The organism is Rhizobium sp. AAP43, assembly GCF_001296045.1.
GTDB lineage: Bacteria > Pseudomonadota > Alphaproteobacteria > Rhizobiales > Rhizobiaceae > Allorhizobium.
In genome coordinates, this window is record NZ_LJHS01000041.1 from 1 (window position 1) to 20,778 (window position 20,778).

Genomic DNA, 20,778 nt, shown 5'->3' on the forward strand with positions numbered 1-20,778 from the left:
CCGAACAGGTTCGAGCGGCCGATGACGAGCGCGTTGAGGCCGGAGAGATCCGTGCCGTGGATCTGGCGGACCAGGATCATCGCGCCGGCCGGCGTGCAGGAGATGAGGCCAGTCTTCAGGTCGCCGGTTGCCAGCTTGCCGGCATTGACGATATGCAGGCCATCGACATCCTTTTCCGGCAGGATCGACTGGATGACGCTCTCGCTGTCGAGGGGCTTTGGCAGCGGCAATTGCACAAGGATGCCGTCAATCTCGGGATCTTCATTGAGGGTGGCGACGAGCGCCATCAGATCGGCCTGCGCGGTTTCGGCCGGCAGCGTGTGCTGGATCGAGGTGAAGCCGCATTGCTTGGCCATGCGGCTCTTTGCGCCGACATAGGCATGGCTTGCCGGATCGTCACCGACGATCACCACGGCCAGGCCCGGCTTGCGGTGGCCACGTGCCTGAAGATCTGCCGCTGCTGAAGTTACCGCTTCGACCACGGATGCGGCCGCTGCCTTGCCATCGATTACCGTCACTGTGCTTGATCCCCGTCTCAGACTGCCGGCAAGCTAATCCCGCATAGCGCGCGGCATTTGCCTGTATCCGTCCCCTATGCGGTCAAAATGCGCTGTATTGCAAGCGGCTGCGTTGCGAAGTCATCGCGACGTCGCTTGCGCGCGGCCCTTGGCCCGGTGGCGCCAGATGTGGAAAAGGAAGACAGGGATCCCGACGACATAGCGCCGCCACAGCCGCGATGGCTCCAGCCACAAACGATAGAGCCATTCGAGACGCAGGCGCCGGAACCGGTTCGGCGCGCGCGGCACATGACCGGAGACGAAATCGAGGAGTGCGCCGACGCTCATGACAACGCGCGCATGGCTTGGCCCGAGATGACGGTCGACCCATTTTTCCTGCAAGGGAGTTCCCATCGCGACGAGAAGAAGATCGAGTTTCGCCGCCGATATACGCTCGACGATGACACCAGGCTCGGCACGATCGAAATAACCGTCGGAGATCTCAACGAAGCTGTGCCAGGGCGCATGGCGACGAAAATTGCGGGCCGCGTCTTCAAGGACGCTCGATGTCGCGCCGATCAAACCCACGCGCAGCGGTGTTTCGATATAGGTCAGGAGTGCGGGGACGAGATCGGTGCCGTTCAGATTGGCGGAAAATCGTGCCCCATGCAGAAGCCGTGCCGCAATATCGACACCGATGCCGTCTGCGAGCACGATGGATCGCTCCAAGACGTCGCGATAGGCGCTGTCGCGGACCATGATATTGGCATTGTTGGCATTGAGAAAGGCGATATGCCCGAAGGATCCGGCCTCTGACAGACGCATATCGAGGAAGTCGAGCCCCTCGGACCAGCTAAGGTCCAACACCGGAAGGCCAAGGATTGGCAGGCTCGCAACCTCGGCAGCCATCATGCTTGCGGGGCGTTCCCCTTCCCGCGCAACCGCGCGGGCCCTGGCCTGTAAGGATGTGGAAGACATGGTGCAATCCCGATGCGAACTGAGGATCGCACCCTATCCGGAACTGCTGAAATTCAGGTAAAGGAAAGCCCTTTAATCGCAGGGGTCGGTCAACCTTGGTTAATCGACCCCCGACGGCAGTGTATGGTGCAACGCCCGCTCAGTGACCAGATGGGGCCTTTTCCTCAACCACTTTTTCTTCGGCGATCTTGGTGCGCTCCATCGGGCCCGGAGCGCCTTCGGCTGCGCGGCGTGCGGCGGCCTGCGACACATAGTCGATTTGCTCGATCAGAACCTTGTCGATGAATTCGCCGCCTAGCCGCGCATTCATTTCGGTCTTGATCTTTCCGCGAAAGGCCTCGAGGTCGAAATTCTCGACATTGTCGAGGTCGACCATCTTCTCACCGGTCAGCATGGTGAAGAGCTGGTCCGTCATCAACTCTGTCAAAGGCAGCGGCTCACCCTTCATCTTCTCCTTGTCAATCATGAAGGAGATGCGGGTCAGGAAGTAACCGGTCACGCCACCCTTGGCCAGAACCGGCACTGTGATCGCTTCGCCGGGAACGAGTTCGAGCGGCTTTGCGGCCTCCTCGGTCGTCTCCTTCGGCGCGGTGGCCATATAGATCGACCCATAGACCGCGCCGAGCGTCACGATGCAGACCCAGAGGCCAATGCCGAGCAGCTTCCCCATCAGAACTCGCTGAACGTGAATTGTTCCTGGGAATAGGTGCCGTCGCCGTCTGCTTCCTGCACTGCATTCTTGAGCAGATCAGCGACTGCGCGAACGGCGTTCAGATGCGCTTCGACGCGTCGGGCGTTGATCGCCAGCTTGCTCTTCAGCGCATGCAGTTGCTCGACATAGTTGACAGCAAATTCAGCCGGATCGGTATCGCGAAACAGCATGGTCAATTCGTAGAGGCAACGGCTCTTATGGGCATTCGACACCTTGAAATCGAACTCCGGATCCTTGCCGATGCGCTCGTTTTCATTGTCGATGATGCGCTCAAGCCGGCTCAAGACCGTTTTGACGCGATATTCGCTTGAAACCACTTCCATGAATTATCACCCTAGTCTTTTTTTGAAATCAGGAATTCTGTTCTTCGCTGGCAAAGCCGAGCGTGCGCCGCTCAAGATCGGTAACCCAGCTCATGGCAATGTTGCGGTCGACCGGGTCGGTCGATGTGTTGACGGCCTCTTCGCCCATGCCGCGCTCACGCTTCAAGGCGTCGGCATACATCTGCTTGGCAATGCCGACACTGCCGGAATCAGCGAGCACGCCACCGATCTGCTCGGCCATCATGCTCTTCCACATCTCGCCTGCATTGCCCTTGCCGTACACTTCCTCGCTTTCGGCGGGCAGCATGGACTGGACGAAATTGGTCAGATAGACGGCCTCGAAGTCGCGGTACGCCTTTGGCGGCTTGCCGGGCGCTTCCGGTCTCTCGGCCAAATTTTCGACCCTCGCCGCCGTCGTAGCGCGGTTGAGAATGTCGACCGTCGCGCCGAAGCCTGCGCCCTTTTCGGCAAGGCTCGTCGCAACGAAATTGGCACGGTTTGTCTTCAAGAGTTCCTGGGCTGCGGCAACTTGCGACGGGTCGGCGGCGCGCACAACATCCAGCACGAGATCGCTCGGAGGGGAAATGGCCACGGTAACATCCTCGATATTGATTTGGGCGACTATCGCTCTTCAACCTTGCTGGAGGCTGGTGTCGCGTAGCGGATATCGAGAAGGTCGTAGATGGCGTCGTCCTCGCCCTTTCGGTCTTCCTGGGCGCGGGCCTCCTTCATGTTTTCCTCGAGCCTGTCGCCTTTGGCACGCTCGCGCATGACCTTCATTTCCTGAACATGCTGAAGGCTGTGCAACTGCTTGTCGGTTGCTGCCAAACGGTCGAAACGGTCGGCATAGTTCTGTGCAAACATCCGGTGCAGAGGATCGAGCGAGCCGATCGCATTCATGACCGTGTCCATCGAGGCAGCGTTTTCCTCGATCCGGCTCCTCGTCAGCCGCACATCGCTTTCGGCCATGCGTTCCATGTGGCGCTGGACCGCAACAAGGCGCTTCAATTTATCGGATTTCTTTTGCGGACCCATGCAAGCCCTCCGGTCAGAAGTCGAAGATCATCGGGAAGTAGCGCGCGAACTGCATGACCATGGCCGAGATCGAGAAGTAGAGCAGCACCAGTCCACCCATCAGCAGATAGGGCGTGGAGATGTAGAAGATCGGAATCTGCGGGGCGAGCTTGTTGACCAGACCAACGCCCACATTGAACATCAAGCCGAAGATCAGGAAGGGGCTGGCGAGCCGCAGCATCAAGATGAAGGTGGCAGAGAGGGTGTCGGTCAGCGTGATCAGCATCTTCTGGGTATCGGGCAAGTCGCCGATCGGCATGACCGAATAGGATTCGGCGAGTGCACGAAAGACGACATGGTGAAAGTCGAGCATGAACAGGATCAGGAGACCGGCAAAGCTGATCATGTTTGTCAGCGCCGTTTCGCTCGTGTCTTCCAGGACGTCACCCGAGCCAGGAGAGCTGAGGCCGATGGCCATAGACATGGATGTCCCGGCAAATTGCAGGCCGAGAACAAAGAAGCGTGGAACGAGACCGTACATCATCCCGATCAGCACTTCCGCGACAATGACCGCGATCATGCTCGCGCCTGTGCCCGAAATCCGCGGATAGACCGTATCGAACAGAAGCGGCGTGAGCGAGATCGAGATGGCCACCGCGAGCAGCAGGCGGATATTCATCGAGATGCGCGCCGAGGAGAAGCCCGGCAGGGTCATGATACAGGCGCCGATCCGACAAAAGATCGCAAACAGCACCAGAACAGTCCCCTGCGGGTCGGCTATCATGAAATGGAACCCAGGATCTTGATCTCGATGCCCTTGGCGAGTTCGACATGCGACAGAACGGGCAAGGTGGCAAAGAGTCGTTCGATGATCATGCGCACATAGGACCGCGTTTCCGGCGACGTGACAAGTACGAAAGGCAACCCCTTATCCATGAATTCACGAACGACGCGGCTTGCCTGTTCGGAGAACTCCTCCAGGCTGCGCGGATCGATGTCGAATTCGACGATCTCGCCCTTGGCATCGCGCTTGAGCGCCTGGTGGAAGACGAGATCCCATTTGGAGCCGAGGCGCAGAACGCGCAACACGCCGTTGTCGGTCAGGTCGCCGCAAAGCTGCTGAGCCATGCGGACACGGACATGCTCGACGATCTGCTCGGTCTTGCGGACATGCGGGGCAAGTTCGGCCACGGCTTCGAGGATCAGATGCAGGTTGCGGATCGACACGCGCTCGGCGAGAAGCAGTTTCAACACCGCCTGCAGGCCTGAATAAGACATGTGCGACGAGCAGATTTCGTCGGCGAGCTTCTTGTATTCCGGGTCGAGGCGATCGATCAGGATCTTGACGTCCTTGTAGGACAAAAGTTGCGGCAGGTTGTTGCGGATGACCTCGCTCATGTGGGTCAAGACGACCGAGACGTTGTCGATCGGGTGGAAACCCTCGCGCTTCAGTTCCTCCGTGAAGGTTTCCAGAACCGAGACGGCCGGCATGCCAAAGGCGGGTTCACGGATCTCGTCGCCCGGCACCTTGGGCTTGCGCCCTGCCCCGGTGACAACAAGAACTTCGCCGACGCGCAGATTGTTCGAGGCGACCGTCGTGCCGTGGATACGTATCTGATAGGATTTTTCCGGAATACCGATGTCGTCGGTGACCTTGATTTCAGGCACGACGAAACCGTACTGGCTGGCGAACTTCTTACGCATTTTGCCGACGCGGAATGCGAGTTCCTGATGGGCTCCCAGAAGTCTTGTCGAAACCATCTTGCCAAGTGCAAGTTCGATTTCGGCGGTCTTGAGCACGGACTTGACGGAGTCCTTCTCGGCTTCCTTGCTCTGGATAACCTGCTTTTCCTCGTTCTCGCGCTTGAGCTTGTTTTCCGCCGCCAGCTGGCGCGGAATGAACCAGGCGCCGAAACCCATGATACCGCCAAGGGCTACAAAGGGGATGAAGGGCAGGCCCGGTACGAGCGCCAGTGCTGCCATCAGCGATGCCGCGACCAGGAGCGCCCGGGGATAGCCGCTCAGCTGATTGATAACGGCCTCGTCGGTGGAGCCTGGCGTGCCACCGCGCGATACGAGCAGACCTGCGGCCAACGAGACGATGAGGGCCGGAACCTGGGAAACGATACCGTCGCCGACCGAGAGCTTGACGAAGACGTCAGCGGCTTCGCCCAGTTCCATGCCGTGGCGGAAGTAGCCGATGATGATACCGCCAACGACGTTGATCGCCGTGATGATCAGGCCAGCGATCGCGTCACCGCGGACGAATTTCGAGGCACCGTCCATGGCACCGAAGAACGAGCTTTCCTGCTCCAGTTCCTTACGCCGGTGCTGGGCTTCCTTCTCGTCGATGATGCCGGCCGACAAGTCGGCGTCGATCGACATCTGCTTGCCGGGAATGGCATCGAGGGTGAAGCGCGCGCCAACTTCAGCGATACGCGTCGCACCCTTGGTGATGACGATGAAGTTGACCGTGATCAGGATCATGAAAACGATCAAACCGATGACGAAGTCGCCGCCCATGACGAGGTTGGCGAAGCCTTCAATCACGCCGCCGGCCGCTCCATGTCCCTCATGGCCGTGGGACAGGATGACACGCGTGGTCGCGATGTTGAGCGACAGACGGATCATGGTCGCGATCAGAAGGATCGTCGGGAACGACGAGAAGTCCAGCGGTCGCCGGATCCACAGTGAGACCATCAGGATCAGCACCGAAAAGGCGATCGAGAAGGCCAGTCCCATATCGATAAGGAAGGGTGGGATCGGCAGGAACAGGATGCAGAGGATGACGACGATGCCGAAGGCAAAGCCGATATCACGGCCCTGAGGGCTGACATTCGGAATTACGAGTGCAGGAGGTTGCGCCATGTCTTACCCGTCTCTTCATGAGAAGTCGGCCGGAATCACACTTTCCGGCAGTCTGCCCAAGACGTAGCGGCCCAAGCTTGCGCGAGGGTGGCAGACACGGGGCTCAGAAGCCCGATTGTATGCGCGAGAAGACGAGATTGGCGAAGAGCGAGATCTGCGCGCCGACAAAGGGGGCAGAGATCCCGATGGTGATCATGATGGCGAGGATCTTCGGAACGAAGGTCAGCGTCATTTCCTGGATCTGGGTGAGCGCCTGTATCAGTGCGATCACAACGCCGACCAGCATGCCGGCGGCAACCGCCGGGCCAGAGGCCACCACGATCGTCCAGATGGCGGCCTGCAGAATGTCGAGTGCATCTGCCTCGTTCATGAGACGGTTCTCCCGGAGTGGCGAATCATGCCCTCCACTCCGGAAGGCCTAGCACTTTTACGAGTCGGTCGTCTCGGTGGTCGTGGTGGTCGCCGGTACGGTTCCGACACGAACGCCGACCACGATCGGGATTTCCTTACCGTCCGTGGTGGTTGCCACCATCGTATCGGAATAGACGCGAACCGAGGCGACAACACCGGATGTCTTTTCATCGGCGCTGGTGATCGTCTTGCCGATGTAGTTGCTGGCATTCGTCAGCGCATTGCCGGTGATCAGCGTTTCCAGGTTCGAATTCATCTGGATGGACTGTTCGACCTGCGAGAAGGTCGCCAGCTGCGAGATCTGCTCGCTGGCATCCATCGGGTTCGTCGGATCCTGGTTCTGCATCTGCGCGATCAGCAGCTTGAGAAAGCTGTCATAGTCAACCGAGGCGCTGGCTGCGGCGGAGGCCGACGAGCTGGTCGTGGTCGTCGTTGTGCTGGTCGCGGAGGTAACTGCGTCTACCGCCATGGTGCAATCTCCTTGCGGATCTGTTCGATCGTCGCCGGCGTCATTTCCTGATTGTTCAGGATCTGATCCTCGATCGGATAAAGCGAGCGAATGGCCTTCAGGGCGTCAAAGGCGCGACCGGACGAAACCATTCCGTCGATGCGCTTCAGTTCGGCGAGGATTTCCTCGTTCTCGAAGCAGGACAGGAGCATGATGACCGACTTGCGGAACATCACGAGCGACTGGTCCTTGCCTTCCGGATTGATCAGCATCATCTGCGCGATGAAATACAGCTGCCGCAGCGGCGTGGTGGCCTGTTCCGGCTGCAGAACATGGTTCTCGAGCAGGAACGTGACATCATTCATGAATTCGAGAGCAACCTTGCGGTCGACGCGAAGAACCGCCCCGTTGATAAAGATACGTTCACCCGACTTGAGGGAGATGCGCAAAGTGCTCTTCATTTAAGTCCATCCCTGATGATGGTTGTCACGTCGATGATGCCCTGGAAATTGGTGGATTGGCGCTTCCGGATGCGGTCGCATTCCTTCAGGATCCAGATGGCTATGGAAATCAGATTGGCCCGAACAGCTTCATCAAGCTGGTTCTCGGGGTTCTGCAGGTCTTCAACAAGGCGGATCCAGACCCGGCGGGTATAGTAGATCGCCTCGATGGCTTCGCGAGAATAGCTGGTCGTGTCGCGGGCCGCGCCGAGAAGCTGGATACAACGGTCGAGGGCTTGTCGTTCGCGATCTTTCGCGTCGGCAACGCCATCCTCCATGATTTCGGCGTATGAGAACTGGTACATTCAGTTGCCCTTCAGTTTCATTTCACCCTTTGCTCATCAAAGGTAGTTTACAAGGGACAGCGCCTGGATCTTCGCGGTCAGAGTGTAGGAAGCTTCCACCATGGAAAGCAGAGAGTTAACGCGAGTCGAGGCTTCGTACGCATCCACTTCAATCTTGCTTGAAAGGCTCGTATCGATGATGTCGATCTGGACCTTGAGCGAGGCATCCGCCTTCTCGATCCGGTTTTCCGACAAGCCAAGTTGCGAGCGCGTCGAGTTGATCCCCGTAATCGCACGGCCGGTGAAGTCGATAGCGGCGTTGATCGCGACGGTCACGGCACTGGCCGGGGCACCGATGGTCATCAATTCCTGCGTCACGACGGCTGCCAGTGCGAAGTTACGGAAGCCGCTGGCGTTGGCCGAGGCGGATGTCGAGACCGTCTCGGACTGGGTGATGCGGCTGGTCATCACCTGATCGGTTGCGCTCGACCAGTCTGTGGTCCAGTCCGTGCCGGAATACATCGGCTCGAGGACGCTGGTGATGAAATCCTCCATGCTCGGCACGCCCGTCGCGGCGATCGTCGCCGTGCCGACCGTGTCCGTCGGCGGAAAGCCGAAATAGGCGGTAAAGGATGCATCGAAGGCTGTCTTGGCGGCAGAAGTCGCGTTGTATTCGGCAAGCGGCTGGACGTCGGTGTTGATGCCGGCAAAGAGAAATTCGCCGTTTGCCGACTGGTTTGCCATGCTGATCATGGTCGACAGCGAGTTCTTGACGGTCATGACGGTCGTCTCGACCGTATCCGTGTTTGACGAGCCGGAGATGGTGATCAGCGCGTTGTTCATGTCCTCGGCCGCCGAAGCGATCTGGGTCAGAGCCTCCTGCGAGGCCGACAGTCGCTGCGTCGCGATCGAATTGTTGCTGACCATCGAGGACAGCCGAAGGCTTTCCCGGTTGAGATCGACAACCGTGGACGTCTTGCTGCCGAGTTCCGCGCCGATGTCGTAGAAGTGCCCGGTGCTGACCTCTTCCTGTGCCTTCAGCAGCTCGGTCTGCGCCTGACGGATGGTCAGTCGCATGGAGGTCTGGATCGAGAGATTGGATACGCTGGACGTCGACATTAGGGATTACCCCGCCATTTCAAGAACAGCCGCCAACATCTCGTCCACCGTCGAAACGAGTTTTGCTGCAGCCTTGTATGACTGCTCTACATCGAGCAGCAGCGACAGTTCCTCATCGAGGCTGACAGCCGTCTTGGAGGAATAGGTCTGGAAGGTTCGCTCGTAGAGAGCGGCCTTGTTCTCTTCCGCCGCTGTCGCGTTTGAGCGCAGTTCTTCGAGCCAGCCGATCGAGTTGCTGGCGAAGGACAGGAGGCTGGACGTGGTCTTCAGATCGGCATCGGCGGAAAAGGCGCGGTCAGCCGAAAGCTGGTCGACATAGGCGTTGATCAGTTCGGTATAGCCGGAGGATCCGGCTGTGTTCTTGACATAGGCCGCGCCGTTGATCCCACCGTCGCGGATCAGGGTCGGATCGCCGCCGGCATCAGACCGGACTGCATCATTGACCTTGATCAGGGCTGCAAGACCAGGCTGAACGGTACCGGTCGTCGGAACGGTACCCGTCGGCCAGGTGAAAAGGCCCGGAAGCGGATTGAGGCCGCCAGCATCAGTTTCCTGGAAAGCTTCAATCAGACCGCGGGCAACTTCGTCCAACTGGTTCTGGAAGGTCGGGGCCACGACATCGCGCAGCTGCACAAGCGCTGCAAGCGAGCCTTCACCGTCGGTGTTGCCACCAACGCCAGCTTTGACTGCCGTGCCATCGATGAAGATCGAATTGCCGGTAACCGTCGCGTCATAGGTATAGGTACGAACGAAGCTGACTTCACGCGGATCGGTCTCGAACAGGGTCGTGCCATCAGACGTGTAGAGGACCATGTCGCTGTTGGCGCGCATGTTGACGCTCACACCGACGATGTCCGAAATTTCCTTGAGCAGGGTGTCCCGGCGATCAAGATAATCGCTGGCATCGCCCCCCGTCGCCGTCATCCGCACCACGGTGTCATTGACCGTCTTGAACTCGGCCAGCAGCTTGTTCAGCGATTCCACCTGCTCGTAGATCTGGGCATCGGATTCCGCGCGCAATGCCTGGGTCGACTTGGTCGCGTCATTGAGCGAGTTGGCGACGTCGATGGCGTCTGTCACCACCGTGGAGGCAAGCGCCGATTCTCCGGGGGCGGCCGCGAAGGACTGCAGACTGCTCTGCAGATTGGCCAAGTAGGTGGAGGTCGACAGCTCGTAGTCGTTGCCGCCGAGCGCGTCCGACAGGCTGGTCAGTCCGTCGAGCAGATTGGTCTGGGCGCTCTGCTGCGACGTGGACGAGGAGAGCTGTCGCAGCAGAGCCATCTGCTGCGAACGCTCGTTCTGCGTGGTCGATGCACCGTAGATCGTCTGGACCACCACCGACTGGCGACGAACATAGTTCTCGTTGCCGTCGTTGGCGATGTTCGTCGAGACCACCGCAGTCTGCTGCGATGTGTTCCGGAAAATCGAATTGGCCGTATTGAGCGACGATGCAAGCGACATAGGACTAACCTACTCTTTCAATTATCTCTTCAGGTTGACCAGGGTTTCCATCAATTCGGAACCGGTCTGAAATACCTTGGAGTTTGCCGTGTAGTTGCGCTGCGATTCGATCATGGCCGTCAGTTCTTCGGCCACGTCGACATTCGAATCTTCGAGAGCGCCGGAGATGATGGAGCCGAAGCCGCTGGAACCGGCATACCCCATAACGATGACGCCCGAGGAGTTCGACTGGGTGTAGAGGTTGCCGGCAACCGGGTTCAGTTCGTCCGGGCTCTGGACGCTGGCAAGCGCCACGCGGAACTTCGGTACCAGATCGCCATTTTCATAGGCGATAGAGACAATACCCGCTTCGTCGATCTCGTAACCCTTGACCTTCGACGCAGCATTACCGTCGACTTCACCTTCTTCCACGGAGAAGTCGGAGGCCAGCTGCGTGGTATTGCCGATCTCCAGCGAAATTCCAGGAACTGTTGCGCCATCAATCGTGAAGGAGGTAAGGCCGAGCGTTCCAGAAGCCGGCGTCGTCAGTTTGCCGTCCGTGTCGAAGACCAGCGGTGTGGAAGCGAGAACGGTGGCAGGCGTACCGGGACCGGTCGCCGTAACCGTCCAGTTGTTCGCGGCGGTCTTCGTGTAGGTGAACTCGATCAGGCGGCTCGAACCCTGGCTATCGAAGACCTTGAGCGACGTCGTCTGAACGAAACCGACGGCCTCGCCATTCGGCAGGTTGACGTTGAGCGTGCCTTCGGTCGACGCAACAGCAGAAATGCCGGAGCCCGACAGGTCGACTGCTTCCAGGCCGTCGAAGCCGTTGACGACGATGGTCGGGTCGGCAGCCGAATCATATTCGTAGCCCATCAGGGTGTAGCCGGCGGTGTTCTTCAGCGTGCCGTCATCCTGCAGCACGAAAGAACCGGCGCGGGTGAGGTAAGGCGTGCCGTCGGTCCCGCTGACGACGAAGAAGCCGTCGCCGTTGATGGCGAGATCGGTCTCCGATGTCGTGTAGCTGAACGTCCCCTGGCTGGAGATCGAGTAGCGGATGTCGGTCTCGACGCCGCCCGAATTGTAGGCGCCGTTGGTGGTCGGCAGAATCATCGAGGAAAACTGGACGGAGGCCTTCTTGTAGCCGACCGTGCTGGAATTCGCGATGTTGTCTGCAACGGTGCCCAGGCGGTTTGCCTGTGCATTCATGCCCGAGACACCTGTTCGCATCGTTCCGTAAAGGCTCATATCAAATCCTCGTTTCCGTAATTAAGGGGAGAGTATTCAGTGGGCCTTGCGTGAAGCTGTCTGACAAAAACGGCCCCGTCCGAACTGATCGGAGGGGCCGGTTTTCGGGGCCCGCATTGCAGGCAGCTTCAGCTCCAGTCGATGCAGTAGCCAAGGAAGCGCTTGGAATCGACCGGGTCGTAGCCGAGCTTCTTGCGCAGCTTCTTGCGCAGCTTGGAGATGTGGCTTTCGACGACGTTCTCTTCGACTTCTTCGTCGAAGATTCCGTAGATCGCATTGAAGATCTGGGTCTTGGAAACGCGACGACCGCGGTTGGCGACCAAATATTCCAGGATGCGGCGCTCACGGCGCGGCAAGGGGAAGACATCGCCGGAGATCTCGGGATCGCGGCCGTCTGAGAACACCTTGATCGGGCCGATTTCGGTGAAGTTGGTGATGGCACGCAGTCTGCGCCGGATGGCGGCAGCCCGTGCCAGGATTTCCCGGGGATGAACCGGCTTGCGCACGACGTCATCGACGCCGCAGTCGAAAAGCGCCAGCGTCGCCTCGAGCGACGGCTGATCGCTGACCGCGATCACTGGTGCCTGCGTCCGGTCACGGATCTGACGGGGCAGTTCGAGCAACATGTCGCCCTGCCCAAGTACAAAAGCCTCAACCGCCGCAATGTCGGAATCCGCCGCCGTGCTGACCCAATCCCCGAATTCTCGAGGGTCGAATCCTGTCGAGGGAATCCCCTCGCGTCCAAATAGAGAAGTATAGCCGTCCTTAACGAGCTCGCGCTCATCAACCACTACGATCATTCGTCCGCCTCCGAATCAGTGTGGTGTTTCGATAGCTATGGGTACGAATCGGGGGATTCACGAACAACTGGCGAAAATTAACCATGGATTTTAATAATTGATTAACCATTGGGGTCCGATTTGATCTACATGTAGTAGATAAGCGACCAATGCATCACTATTTTTCGGTGGAAAAGTTAACGCAAGCTTCGCGCAAGCTATTGGTCTGGTCGCCAGATCACAGTCTCGCCGCATTTCGCAAATCGCCATAATTAAGGCTGTCAATCAACTTTTGATTGTCATTCACCGCAAAATTGTCGCGCCGGCGGTGTCCATTTACCGTAACCTGTCGCCACCAGATTGGCGATGACGCGACAGACATAGCGCTTCTGCGCGGGGTCATTGTTGGGGCCAGCGTGATATCGCGCGACGGCCATGGTCCAGGTTTCATGGCGTCGATGGAGATTGTTGAGGAAGCTGGCCGCATATTCGACATTCTTCTGCGGGTCGAACATGGCCTCCACGGAGGTGAAATGCTCCCCGTGGAAGTGCTGGTTGATCTGCATGCAGCCGACATCGATCAGCTTCGCGCCGGATGAGCGCGCTGTTTCGAAGCCCTCCAATGCGGCGTCCAGATTGTCGAAGTAATAGGCCTTGCCTTCGACATTGATCGCATAGGGCTGAAGGCTGCCTTTGCGACCCGTCTCCGTCAAACCCACCGAATAGAGGATGCCAGCCGGAATGCCGTATCGTGCCGCCGCATCGGTGATTGCGCGCTCACAGGAACCGACATTGGCCAGCGCCGGAGCGCCCAGGTCAGAGGTAAAGCTGACCAGAAGACTGACCGCCAGCACCGGAAGCCTGTGCCGGAAGCTCCTGAGCGCTGCGATCATCGGCCGTCCTCGTCATGTTTCCTGCCGCTTCCCGGCGTTCCTGATTGCCTGCCTGGCTGCCTGATTGCTGTGCCTGCTGGCCAAGCTGCTGGCCGGACGTGCTGCCCTGCCCGGCGGTGTCAGCGCTCTTGTCGGTCGGCGCCAGTTGCAGGGTGACCTGCACCTGATCGACAGTCAGGCCCTGCGCTTTCAGTGCTTTCAGCATGTCCGACTGATCAGACTGGAGCTGACGCAAAGCGGCGTGGTTGTCGACTGTGAGCTGGACGCTCAATTCGTCACCGACGAGCTTCAGGGTCGCTGTGACGCTGCCAAGCTCGATGGGGGTCATCTGGAGCTTCAGCGTGTGGACCACCTTGCCCTGACTGGTTTGCGTGGCCGCATTGGCCAGCTCCGATCCGGGCTGCATGGCATTGACCCATTCGCTGTCACCCAGCATGGCGGCCGTGACCGCTGCACCATTCGACGTCGAGGCCGGCGCAATGAAGCGGCGCGCATCCATGACAGTGACGGTCTCGACCTTCGTCGGCTCCGTCTGCTCAGCCTGGCTCGCGGCCGTTTCGCTGCGCATCGTCAATGCCTGGCCCTTGCCATCGGCACGGACGAAGCGGAAAGTCCGATCTCCATCCGATCCGCCACCTTCAGTGCCAGTGTCAGTCGATCCGCCGGAGATGCGAGCTTCGGAGTCTGCACGTGCCATGGAAAGTTCGGCTTTAGCGTCAACCGCCGTTTTGCGGCCGTCCGCCGTATCGGCCTGCACCGCTTCCGAAACCGCCTCGCCCACTGCCGAGGACAGAAGCTGCAGAACATCGCCGATGCCATCTGTCTTTGCTTCGACGACGACCGTTTCAGCGGTCTCGACATCGGTACCGTCGCCTTCACCGATGCCTTCGAGTGCGCTTTCCAGATCGGACTTGGCCGAGGCATCCGCCTTATCGGCTTTTTCACCCTTGCCGGCGCGGACTGCCGTCTCGCTCTTCTGCGCCTTGCCGTCAGCGGCTTTCACCACCAAACCGGCGAAATGGTCTGCGACCTTTTCCTGAGCCGTCTGCGCGGCCTGCTGATGCTGGCCGGATATCTCGATGATCGGCTTCTTGCCCGTCGCCTGTCGGGTTTCGCCAGGAATTTCGCCGCCCTCGGCGCCATCCTCTGCATCGACCTGGTCATCGGCGGCCTTTTGGTCCCTGCTGTCGTTGCGACCAGCGCTGGACATGACCTTGGAGAAGCCGTCTTCCCCCTGACCATCTGCACGTCCCGCTGTTCCGGAGCGCGATAGGGCGGCATCCGGGCTGGTCGTGCGCGGGGCTACGAGTGCATCCATCATGGTCATGGGCCTTCCTCCTCCAGGAGATCGTCTATCGCGCCAAGTTTGGAGCGTCCTGCTTCCAGAAATGTTGCCAGTTGCGGATCGATTGCGGGGGCTTCCGCCTGTTCGGCAGGAGCTTTGGCTGCGGTCTGCGGCGCCTCGGCAGACGGGGTCGTGGCCGCGCCATCTGCAGCTTGCTTCTCGGCTGTCGGAGCGCTGTCCGGTGCTGCAACCGGTGCGAACGGGTCCTGCAATTCCGGATCAGCCGCAGCTGCGGCGGTCGCGGCCGCGTCTTGTGCTGCGGGCTCAGCGCCAGCCGCACCGTCCGGCGGGCTTTGTGGTGCTTCCGGCTTGCGCAGCACTTCCTTGGCGATGGTCTCGGCCGCCTGGCGCAAAGCCTTGTCGCGCGGAGTGAGCGCCGCCTCGGGGATTGCCGTCAGCGCTGCAATCGCATCACCGACGCCTTCGGTTGGCACCTTGACCAGCGTGCCGTAAAGCTTGGCCATCGCATCATCGCCAGCCGCATCTCCAGCCAGTTTACCGGCCTGTTCGGATGCAAGCAGCGCTAAATCCTTCTGGCCGTCAATGGCGGCACGCCGCGCCATACGCAGATAGACTTCACGGCGGCGGTCGACATCCATGTAGGACAGGGTCGCCTCGATATCCGCCGGCTGAACGGCGCCAACATTGGCCACAACCAGTTCGACAAACAGATCGGCGAACTGGCTCGCATAGGGCGAATAAAGAAAGCGGCGGGCATAGCGGTTCGCATATCCCTTGGCCTTGTCGACCATGCGCGCTTCCACGGCGACCGACAAGGATCTGCGCAAGGCGGCTTCCTCGACGATTGTGCCGGGAGCACTGAGGCGCGCCCAGTCGTAGTGTTTCAACGCTGCTGCCGGATCGAGCGCGATCGTGACATTGCCAGCGACAAGCGCCAGATAGGGGGCGATATCGGTATCCTTGTATTCAACGAGAATCTCGCCAAGCGTCTTTGAGATCAGCGTGCCCTTGCCGCTCAGATATTTGCGCAGGGCATCGGCGACGCGATTGTCGAAGTGGCCGTCAACGTCTCGGGCAACAAGGAATTCGAGCGTCTGGGGATTGCCGCCGCTCATCGCATAGATCAGGGCCGCATCGACATTGCGGGGATCGGCGAAGATGGCCGGATCCGCCTCGCGCAGACGCTGGTCGATGGTGCCGAGCATAAAGCGCTGCATGTCTGCAGCCGAATGGTCGCCCCGCACAACGCTATCCTGCACGAATTGCAAGGATCGCAACATGCGGTAGGGTTCGATATGCTCTGCTCCCTGCGCCATGGCCGGCAAGCTGCCCAAAAGGGCAGCCGCACAACCAGCCAAAGCAATGAGGGAGAAGCACCGCAGAACCATGGATCAGCCCTGCTCTGCCTGGACGAGGATTTCGATGCGACGGTTGGCATCGGCGAGCGGGTCGTCCGGCACCTGCAGACGACGGTCGGCGAAGCCAGAGACCTGCTCGACCCGATTTTCAGACAGGCCGCCACGGACCAGCATGTAATAAGCCGAATGGGCACGCGCCATCGACAGGCGCCAGTTGTCATTTTCCGTGCCACGGAACTGACGACCGTCCGTATGGCCACGGATGATGATCTGGCCGTCGCGTTCCTGCAATAGCTTGCCGATCGCCTCCATCGCGACAACGAGGTCGCGACGAGGAACCGCGGAGCCGACATTGAACATGGGATCTTCGCTCTGGTCGCTGATGGTGACCAGCACGCCGCCTTCGGCCGGGGTGACCACAAGGCCTTCCGGCAGCTTCCCGGCAGCACCGCCAATGGCCTCAACGATCTTTGCGCGCAAGGCTTCCGCATCCGCCGTCTGGGCTTCAAGCTTCTGCTCGGCCGTCTGGGCGGAGTCCTGCTGCGCCTTGTCACCAGCCTTGGCCTCGTCGGCTGTTTTCGCATGATCAGCCTTGGCTGGATCCTGCTTGGCCTCAGGCGCGACATCCGGCTTTTCTTCGGTCGGCGTCACCATTTCCGTCGGCGTCTGCCCATCGAGGATCGGCTTTTGACCGGGAATGACGAGCGCAACTTCGGGCTGGCCTTCGGGCGCAGTGACATCTGTAGTCGGCTGTGTCTGCTGGTCAGAGGGCGTGGCAGCATCGGTCGGCTCGCCCTTAGGGCCAACGGCCGTCTGAACCTGCTGTGTCCAGAAATCGGGATCGAAAGGGTCGCGATAGGCTTCGCCGCCCTGTGCGCCGGTTGACGGGCCAGAATCGGCGGCGCCCCCCTCACCCTTGGCGCTGACATTGGCCTGCTGGCCGACTTCCTGAGCAATTTCAGCCAGAACGGAGTATGGATTTTCGAAGAAATCCGCCTCGGAATAGTTGGAGTTCTCGCCCGACGACGCCGTCAGATCTTCGCCGGTGGCCGCAGCGGAACCAACCTTGTCCTGGTTTTCATCAACCTGGGAGCGCTCCTGCTTCTGCTCACCTTCCGCCTGATCAACGGGCTTCTTCAGCCCTTTTTCGGTTGGCTTTTCGTCGGCCAGCTTGATCGGGTTGAAATAGCTTGCGACGGAGGCCTTGGTTTCCTCATTGGCCGCGTTGACGAGCCACATCACGAGGAAGAAGGCCATCATCGCCGTCATAAAGTCGGCAAAGGCGATCTTCCATGCACCGCCATGGGCGCCGTCGTGATCGCCCTTGTGGCGCTTGACGATGATGATCTCGTTCTTGCCGTGGTGATGATTTTCGTCGCTCATTCCATAACCTTCTTCAGGCTGGCCGCAAATGCCGAGATACGCGTGACAAGGGCGGCGTCGCCGAATTCAGCCGAAAGGTCGAGATCGTCGCCCTCGACGTGGCGCAGCAGGGCTGCATGTTCCGGCATTGCTGCCAGCAATTGGTCAAACAGGCCGCGCGGACCCTTGACGCGAATGGTGCCCGCTTCCCCGGCGAGGATTGCGGCCTCCAACTGGTGGGCAAGTTCTTCGACTGCCTTGGCCGCGACGGCCTCGCTGAACAGCGGGACCAGGGCGCGTGCAACCTGCTCGCTGATGGCGAGCGACATCTGCCGGATCAGGTGCGGCAACTGCTCACCCAGTGTCGTGGAAAACTCTTCGCGCAGGCGCCGGTCGTGTTCGGCCAGCGTTTGCGCATTGCCGATTTCGAGTGCCTGACGATCGACTTCGAAAGCCTGTGTTGCCTCGATCCGTCCTGCCTCGTGACCTTCCGCATATGCCTCCCGTCTGATGGCTTCGACATCCACCGGCTCGGGTTCGGGCAGTGCAGGAAAGTCGAGATCCATACCCTCATCGATCGACAGGTCGAACACCGACGGCACCGGCGCAGGGGGCTCCGGTGGGGCAGAGAAATCCTTGAGGTAGCGTGTCAACGGCATGTTCATCGGCAATCGCCTCCATCGGCGACATGCATCGGCTGGAACAGCCTGGCCGATGCGTCGGGTAAATCAGACATCATGGCTTCCCGAAGGTCTTCACTCATCCTGCAGCCTCGATCTTACTTTCGGGTAAGCGACAGCAGCGCGGCGACTGTGCCATATTCATCCAGGAAGCTAGGGGTTCAAACTTGCGCGAGGGTGAAGGGAACCTCCGGCTGCGGCCATGAAAAGGACCGGCGAACGGGCGTCGCCGGTGCGCTTCCATTACTGCTGGAACAGCGTCAGGAGCTTTTCGGCACTGGTATTGGCAATCGAGAGCGCCTGGATGCCGAGCTGCTGCTGGGTCTGGAGCGCCTTGAGGCGAGTCGACTCTTCGTTCATGTCCGCATCGACGAGACGGCCAATACCCTTGGAAATCACATCCATGAGGTTGGAGACGAAGTTATCCTGCATTTCGATACGGCTGGTGATCGCGCCCAGGGTCGCGGCCGAATCGGTCAACTGCTGAATGAGATCGTCGACGACGCTGATCATGTCGGCCAGGTCTTCGCTGCTTGTCGTCTCATCAATGGCAATCTCGGTTGCGCCTGCTGGTGCCGAGCCCATGTCGAGCAGGAAGTACTCGCGTGGGACACCTGTCGCGGGGTCGATGAGAAGGTCGGCGTCAATCGCCTTGGTCAGGAAGCCACGGCTGGAATCCTGGATGTCGATCAGCACCGAGTCGGCCGTGTCGAAATCGAGTGTCGTGACCTGAACGCTGCCGTCTGCGCCGCGGACGAAGGAGGAGACCACCTGCTTCATGCCAAGGACGCCGGCATCGCTGTTGTAGAGCCAGTTTTCGCCGGAGAAGGACGCAGACTGGGCCGAGGAGACGAGCTGGTTCTTCAGCTGTGTCATTTCCTCGTTGATCTTGTTCTTGTCGACGCCAGGCTCGCTGGCCGCGACCAGCTTGGACTTAATCGTCGACATGACTTCGACAACGTTATCCAGGGCCGTGTAAGCGGTATCAACAGTCGCCGCACCAAGACCCAGTGCGTCCGCCACGGTGGAGAGTGCAGCATTGTCCGAACGCATCGTGGTCGCAATCGACCAGTAACCGGCATTGTCCGACGCGGTTTCGACCCGGTAGCCGGAGGAGACCCGTCTCTGGGTCGTCTCAAGGTTGGTGTCGATCGAACGAAGCGTCTGGAGCGCAGCCATCGCGGCTGCGTTGGTCATAATGCTGGTCATGCGTGATGCCCTTGAGAATTGTTTTGCGCATCCGGAAGCAAGCCGGTCGCGACGGGCGGGCATCATGCAGACCAGCTCTCATCCGAGCGGTCCCCGTCGCATGTTAACAAATCATTAACAGCGCCAGTTAACAAAGGGTTATGGATGATGGCAAGCGCTACGGCCGGGGAATTTTCCCATCGGCGGCAGCGCAGAAAGCCTCACGCAAGGCTCAAAAAGAAATCCGCGCCCCAAGAGGGGCGCGGATCTTGCCGAAAACACTGACGCGGTCAGGGCGGGACGAAGTCATCCCTAGCCGGATGCCGCTTACTGACGGAAGAGCGTCAGGATGCTTTCGGAAGCGGAGTTGGCGATCGAGAGCGACTGGATGGCCAGCTGCTGCTGGGTCTGCAACGCCTTGAGGCGAGTCGATTCTTCGTTCATGTCGGCATCGACCAGACGGCCGATACCGGAGTCGATGGAGTCTGTGAGGGCAGCGACGAAGCTTTCCTGCATCTCGATCCGCATGGAGATCGAACCGAGGGCCGCGCCGGCGCTGGTCATGGACTGCAGGCCGTATTCAACCAGGGCCAGAGCTTCCTGCATGCCAGCATTGGTCAGGGTGGTGATATCGAGTGTGTCGATGGAGACACCGAGGATTTCGACTGGGTTGACACCGGCCGTACCATCATTGTCCCAGTCAACTTCGGCATCGAAGGTTTCGGCAACGCTGCCGATGATACCAGAGGTGTAGTCGATCAGGCCGGTGGCGTCGCCGCCGAACAGGACGGTCATGCCGTCAGCGGTGGTCGCATCAAGCACGTATTCGGTGGTTGCGACCGAAACATTGCCGTTCGAGTCACGGATGAAGCCCGAGACGACCGTGACGTTTTCAGGCGCCGTGATCGTGTCTTCGCCGCCGGCTGCCCAGTTCTCACCGGAGAAGCTTGCGGATTCGGAGATCGAGCGAAGCTGCTCCTGCAGCTGATCGATTTCTTCCTGGATCTTGGACTTGTCGACGCCTTCTTCCGTGGCGGCAACAACCTTTGCCTTGATTTCCTTGACGACTTCAATGGCGCTTTCCATAGCGGCATAGGCCGTATCGATCTTGGCGGCGCCGAGGCCGAGTGCGTCCTGCACCGAGGAGAGCGCCATGTTGTCTGAGCGCATGGTGGTCGCAATGGACCAGTAGGCGGCATTGTCGGATGCATCGCCGACGCGAAGGCCTGAGGACACGCGCGCCTGGGTGTCCTGCATGCTCGAGTCGATCGTGCGGAGAGTCTGGAGTGCAGCCATCGCTGCGTTGTTGGTCAAGATGCTGGTCACGGTCGTGTCCCTTGAATGGCTAGTTTTCGGGGGGACATCCCGGT

General features: G+C 59.8%; 23 protein-coding genes. All 23 read right to left on the minus strand.

Translation table 11 applies throughout. The annotated features are described in order from the left end of the window. The coding region (locus IP76_RS18120; protein WP_306765494.1) for a tetrahydrofolate dehydrogenase/cyclohydrolase catalytic domain-containing protein at window positions 1-518 on the minus strand (518 nt) is incomplete at its 3' end. Window positions 519-638: 120 nt separating this feature from the next. Next, window positions 639-1,475, minus strand: a complete 837-nt coding sequence (locus IP76_RS18125) for a WecB/TagA/CpsF family glycosyltransferase (protein ID WP_245281506.1) — start codon at window positions 1,473-1,475, stop codon at window positions 639-641. A 139-nt stretch (window positions 1,476-1,614) separates the two neighbouring features. Further along, complete coding sequence (locus IP76_RS18130; RefSeq protein WP_054159650.1) at window positions 1,615-2,145, minus strand: flagellar basal body-associated FliL family protein; 531 nt, start codon at window positions 2,143-2,145, stop codon at window positions 1,615-1,617. Continuing rightward, window positions 2,145-2,510 carry a hypothetical protein gene (locus IP76_RS18135; protein ID WP_054159651.1) on the minus strand — a complete coding sequence of 122 codons (366 nt, stop codon included), beginning with the start codon at window positions 2,508-2,510 and terminating at the stop codon, window positions 2,145-2,147. The genes IP76_RS18130 and IP76_RS18135 overlap by 1 nt, the downstream gene beginning before the upstream one ends. A gap of 28 nt (window positions 2,511-2,538) precedes the next feature. Continuing rightward, window positions 2,539-3,102, minus strand: coding sequence for a rod-binding protein (locus IP76_RS18140; protein ID WP_054159652.1), 564 nt, complete (start codon window positions 3,100-3,102; stop codon window positions 2,539-2,541). A 29-nt stretch (window positions 3,103-3,131) separates the two neighbouring features. Continuing rightward, a complete protein-coding gene (locus tag IP76_RS18145; RefSeq protein ID WP_054159653.1) occupies window positions 3,132-3,545 on the minus strand; it encodes a hypothetical protein in 414 nt (137 codons plus the stop codon). A gap of 13 nt (window positions 3,546-3,558) precedes the next feature. Beyond that, window positions 3,559-4,308, minus strand: coding sequence for a flagellar biosynthetic protein FliR (fliR, locus tag IP76_RS18150; RefSeq protein ID WP_054159654.1), 750 nt, complete (start codon window positions 4,306-4,308; stop codon window positions 3,559-3,561). Next, a complete protein-coding gene (gene flhA / locus IP76_RS18155) occupies window positions 4,305-6,392 on the minus strand; it encodes a flagellar biosynthesis protein FlhA (protein WP_054159655.1) in 2,088 nt (695 codons plus the stop codon). Before flhA ends, fliR begins: the two co-directional genes overlap by 4 nt. A 103-nt stretch (window positions 6,393-6,495) precedes the next feature. Further along, window positions 6,496-6,762 carry a flagellar biosynthesis protein FliQ gene (gene fliQ / locus IP76_RS18160; protein WP_054159656.1) on the minus strand — a complete coding sequence of 89 codons (267 nt, stop codon included), beginning with the start codon at window positions 6,760-6,762 and terminating at the stop codon, window positions 6,496-6,498. 57 nt (window positions 6,763-6,819) lie between these two features. Further along, window positions 6,820-7,272: a flagellar hook assembly protein FlgD gene (gene flgD, locus IP76_RS18165; RefSeq protein ID WP_054159657.1), complete on the minus strand. Its 453-nt coding sequence runs from the start codon at window positions 7,270-7,272 to the stop codon at window positions 6,820-6,822. Further along, window positions 7,263-7,712, minus strand: a complete 450-nt coding sequence (gene flbT, locus IP76_RS18170; protein WP_054159658.1) for a flagellar biosynthesis repressor FlbT — start codon at window positions 7,710-7,712, stop codon at window positions 7,263-7,265. The genes flgD and flbT overlap by 10 nt, the downstream gene beginning before the upstream one ends. Further along, on the minus strand, window positions 7,709-8,056 hold the full coding sequence (flaF, locus tag IP76_RS18175; protein ID WP_054159659.1) for a flagellar biosynthesis regulator FlaF: 348 nt from the start codon (window positions 8,054-8,056) through the stop codon (window positions 7,709-7,711). The genes flbT and flaF overlap by 4 nt, the downstream gene beginning before the upstream one ends. Before the next feature lie 36 nt (window positions 8,057-8,092). Next, entirely contained in the window at window positions 8,093-9,154 is a 1,062-nt protein-coding gene (locus IP76_RS18180) for a flagellar hook-associated family protein (RefSeq protein ID WP_054159660.1), read from the minus strand. A gap of 6 nt (window positions 9,155-9,160) precedes the next feature. Then, window positions 9,161-10,615, minus strand: coding sequence for a flagellar hook-associated protein FlgK (gene flgK, locus IP76_RS18185; RefSeq protein WP_054159661.1), 1,455 nt, complete (start codon window positions 10,613-10,615; stop codon window positions 9,161-9,163). A gap of 21 nt (window positions 10,616-10,636) precedes the next feature. Continuing rightward, complete coding sequence (locus IP76_RS18190) at window positions 10,637-11,842, minus strand: flagellar hook protein FlgE (protein ID WP_054159662.1); 1,206 nt, start codon at window positions 11,840-11,842, stop codon at window positions 10,637-10,639. Window positions 11,843-11,970: 128 nt separating this feature from the next. Further along, window positions 11,971-12,642: a winged helix-turn-helix domain-containing protein gene (locus IP76_RS18195; RefSeq protein ID WP_054159663.1), complete on the minus strand. Its 672-nt coding sequence runs from the start codon at window positions 12,640-12,642 to the stop codon at window positions 11,971-11,973. A gap of 278 nt (window positions 12,643-12,920) precedes the next feature. Then, window positions 12,921-13,514 carry a transglycosylase SLT domain-containing protein gene (locus IP76_RS18200; protein ID WP_054159664.1) on the minus strand — a complete coding sequence of 198 codons (594 nt, stop codon included), beginning with the start codon at window positions 13,512-13,514 and terminating at the stop codon, window positions 12,921-12,923. Beyond that, a complete protein-coding gene (locus IP76_RS18205; RefSeq protein ID WP_054159665.1) occupies window positions 13,438-14,841 on the minus strand; it encodes a flagellar hook-length control protein FliK in 1,404 nt (467 codons plus the stop codon). Before IP76_RS18205 ends, IP76_RS18200 begins: the two co-directional genes overlap by 77 nt. Beyond that, the gene (gene motC, locus IP76_RS18210) at window positions 14,838-16,208 is read right to left on the minus strand and encodes a chemotaxis protein MotC (protein WP_054159666.1); all 1,371 of its coding nucleotides are present in this window, start codon (window positions 16,206-16,208) and stop codon (window positions 14,838-14,840) included. The genes IP76_RS18205 and motC overlap by 4 nt, the downstream gene beginning before the upstream one ends. A 3-nt stretch (window positions 16,209-16,211) precedes the next feature. Next, complete coding sequence (locus IP76_RS18215) at window positions 16,212-17,561, minus strand: MotB family protein (RefSeq protein ID WP_054159667.1); 1,350 nt, start codon at window positions 17,559-17,561, stop codon at window positions 16,212-16,214. Further along, window positions 17,558-18,205 (minus strand): GTPase, encoded by a 648-nt coding sequence (locus IP76_RS18220; RefSeq protein ID WP_054159668.1) that lies wholly within the window; start codon window positions 18,203-18,205, stop codon window positions 17,558-17,560. The genes IP76_RS18215 and IP76_RS18220 overlap by 4 nt, the downstream gene beginning before the upstream one ends. A 258-nt stretch (window positions 18,206-18,463) precedes the next feature. Beyond that, the gene (locus IP76_RS18225; RefSeq protein ID WP_054159669.1) at window positions 18,464-19,429 is read right to left on the minus strand and encodes a flagellin; all 966 of its coding nucleotides are present in this window, start codon (window positions 19,427-19,429) and stop codon (window positions 18,464-18,466) included. A gap of 306 nt (window positions 19,430-19,735) precedes the next feature. Beyond that, window positions 19,736-20,734, minus strand: a complete 999-nt coding sequence (locus IP76_RS18230; protein ID WP_054159670.1) for a flagellin — start codon at window positions 20,732-20,734, stop codon at window positions 19,736-19,738. Between the last annotated feature and the right edge of the window lie 44 nt (window positions 20,735-20,778).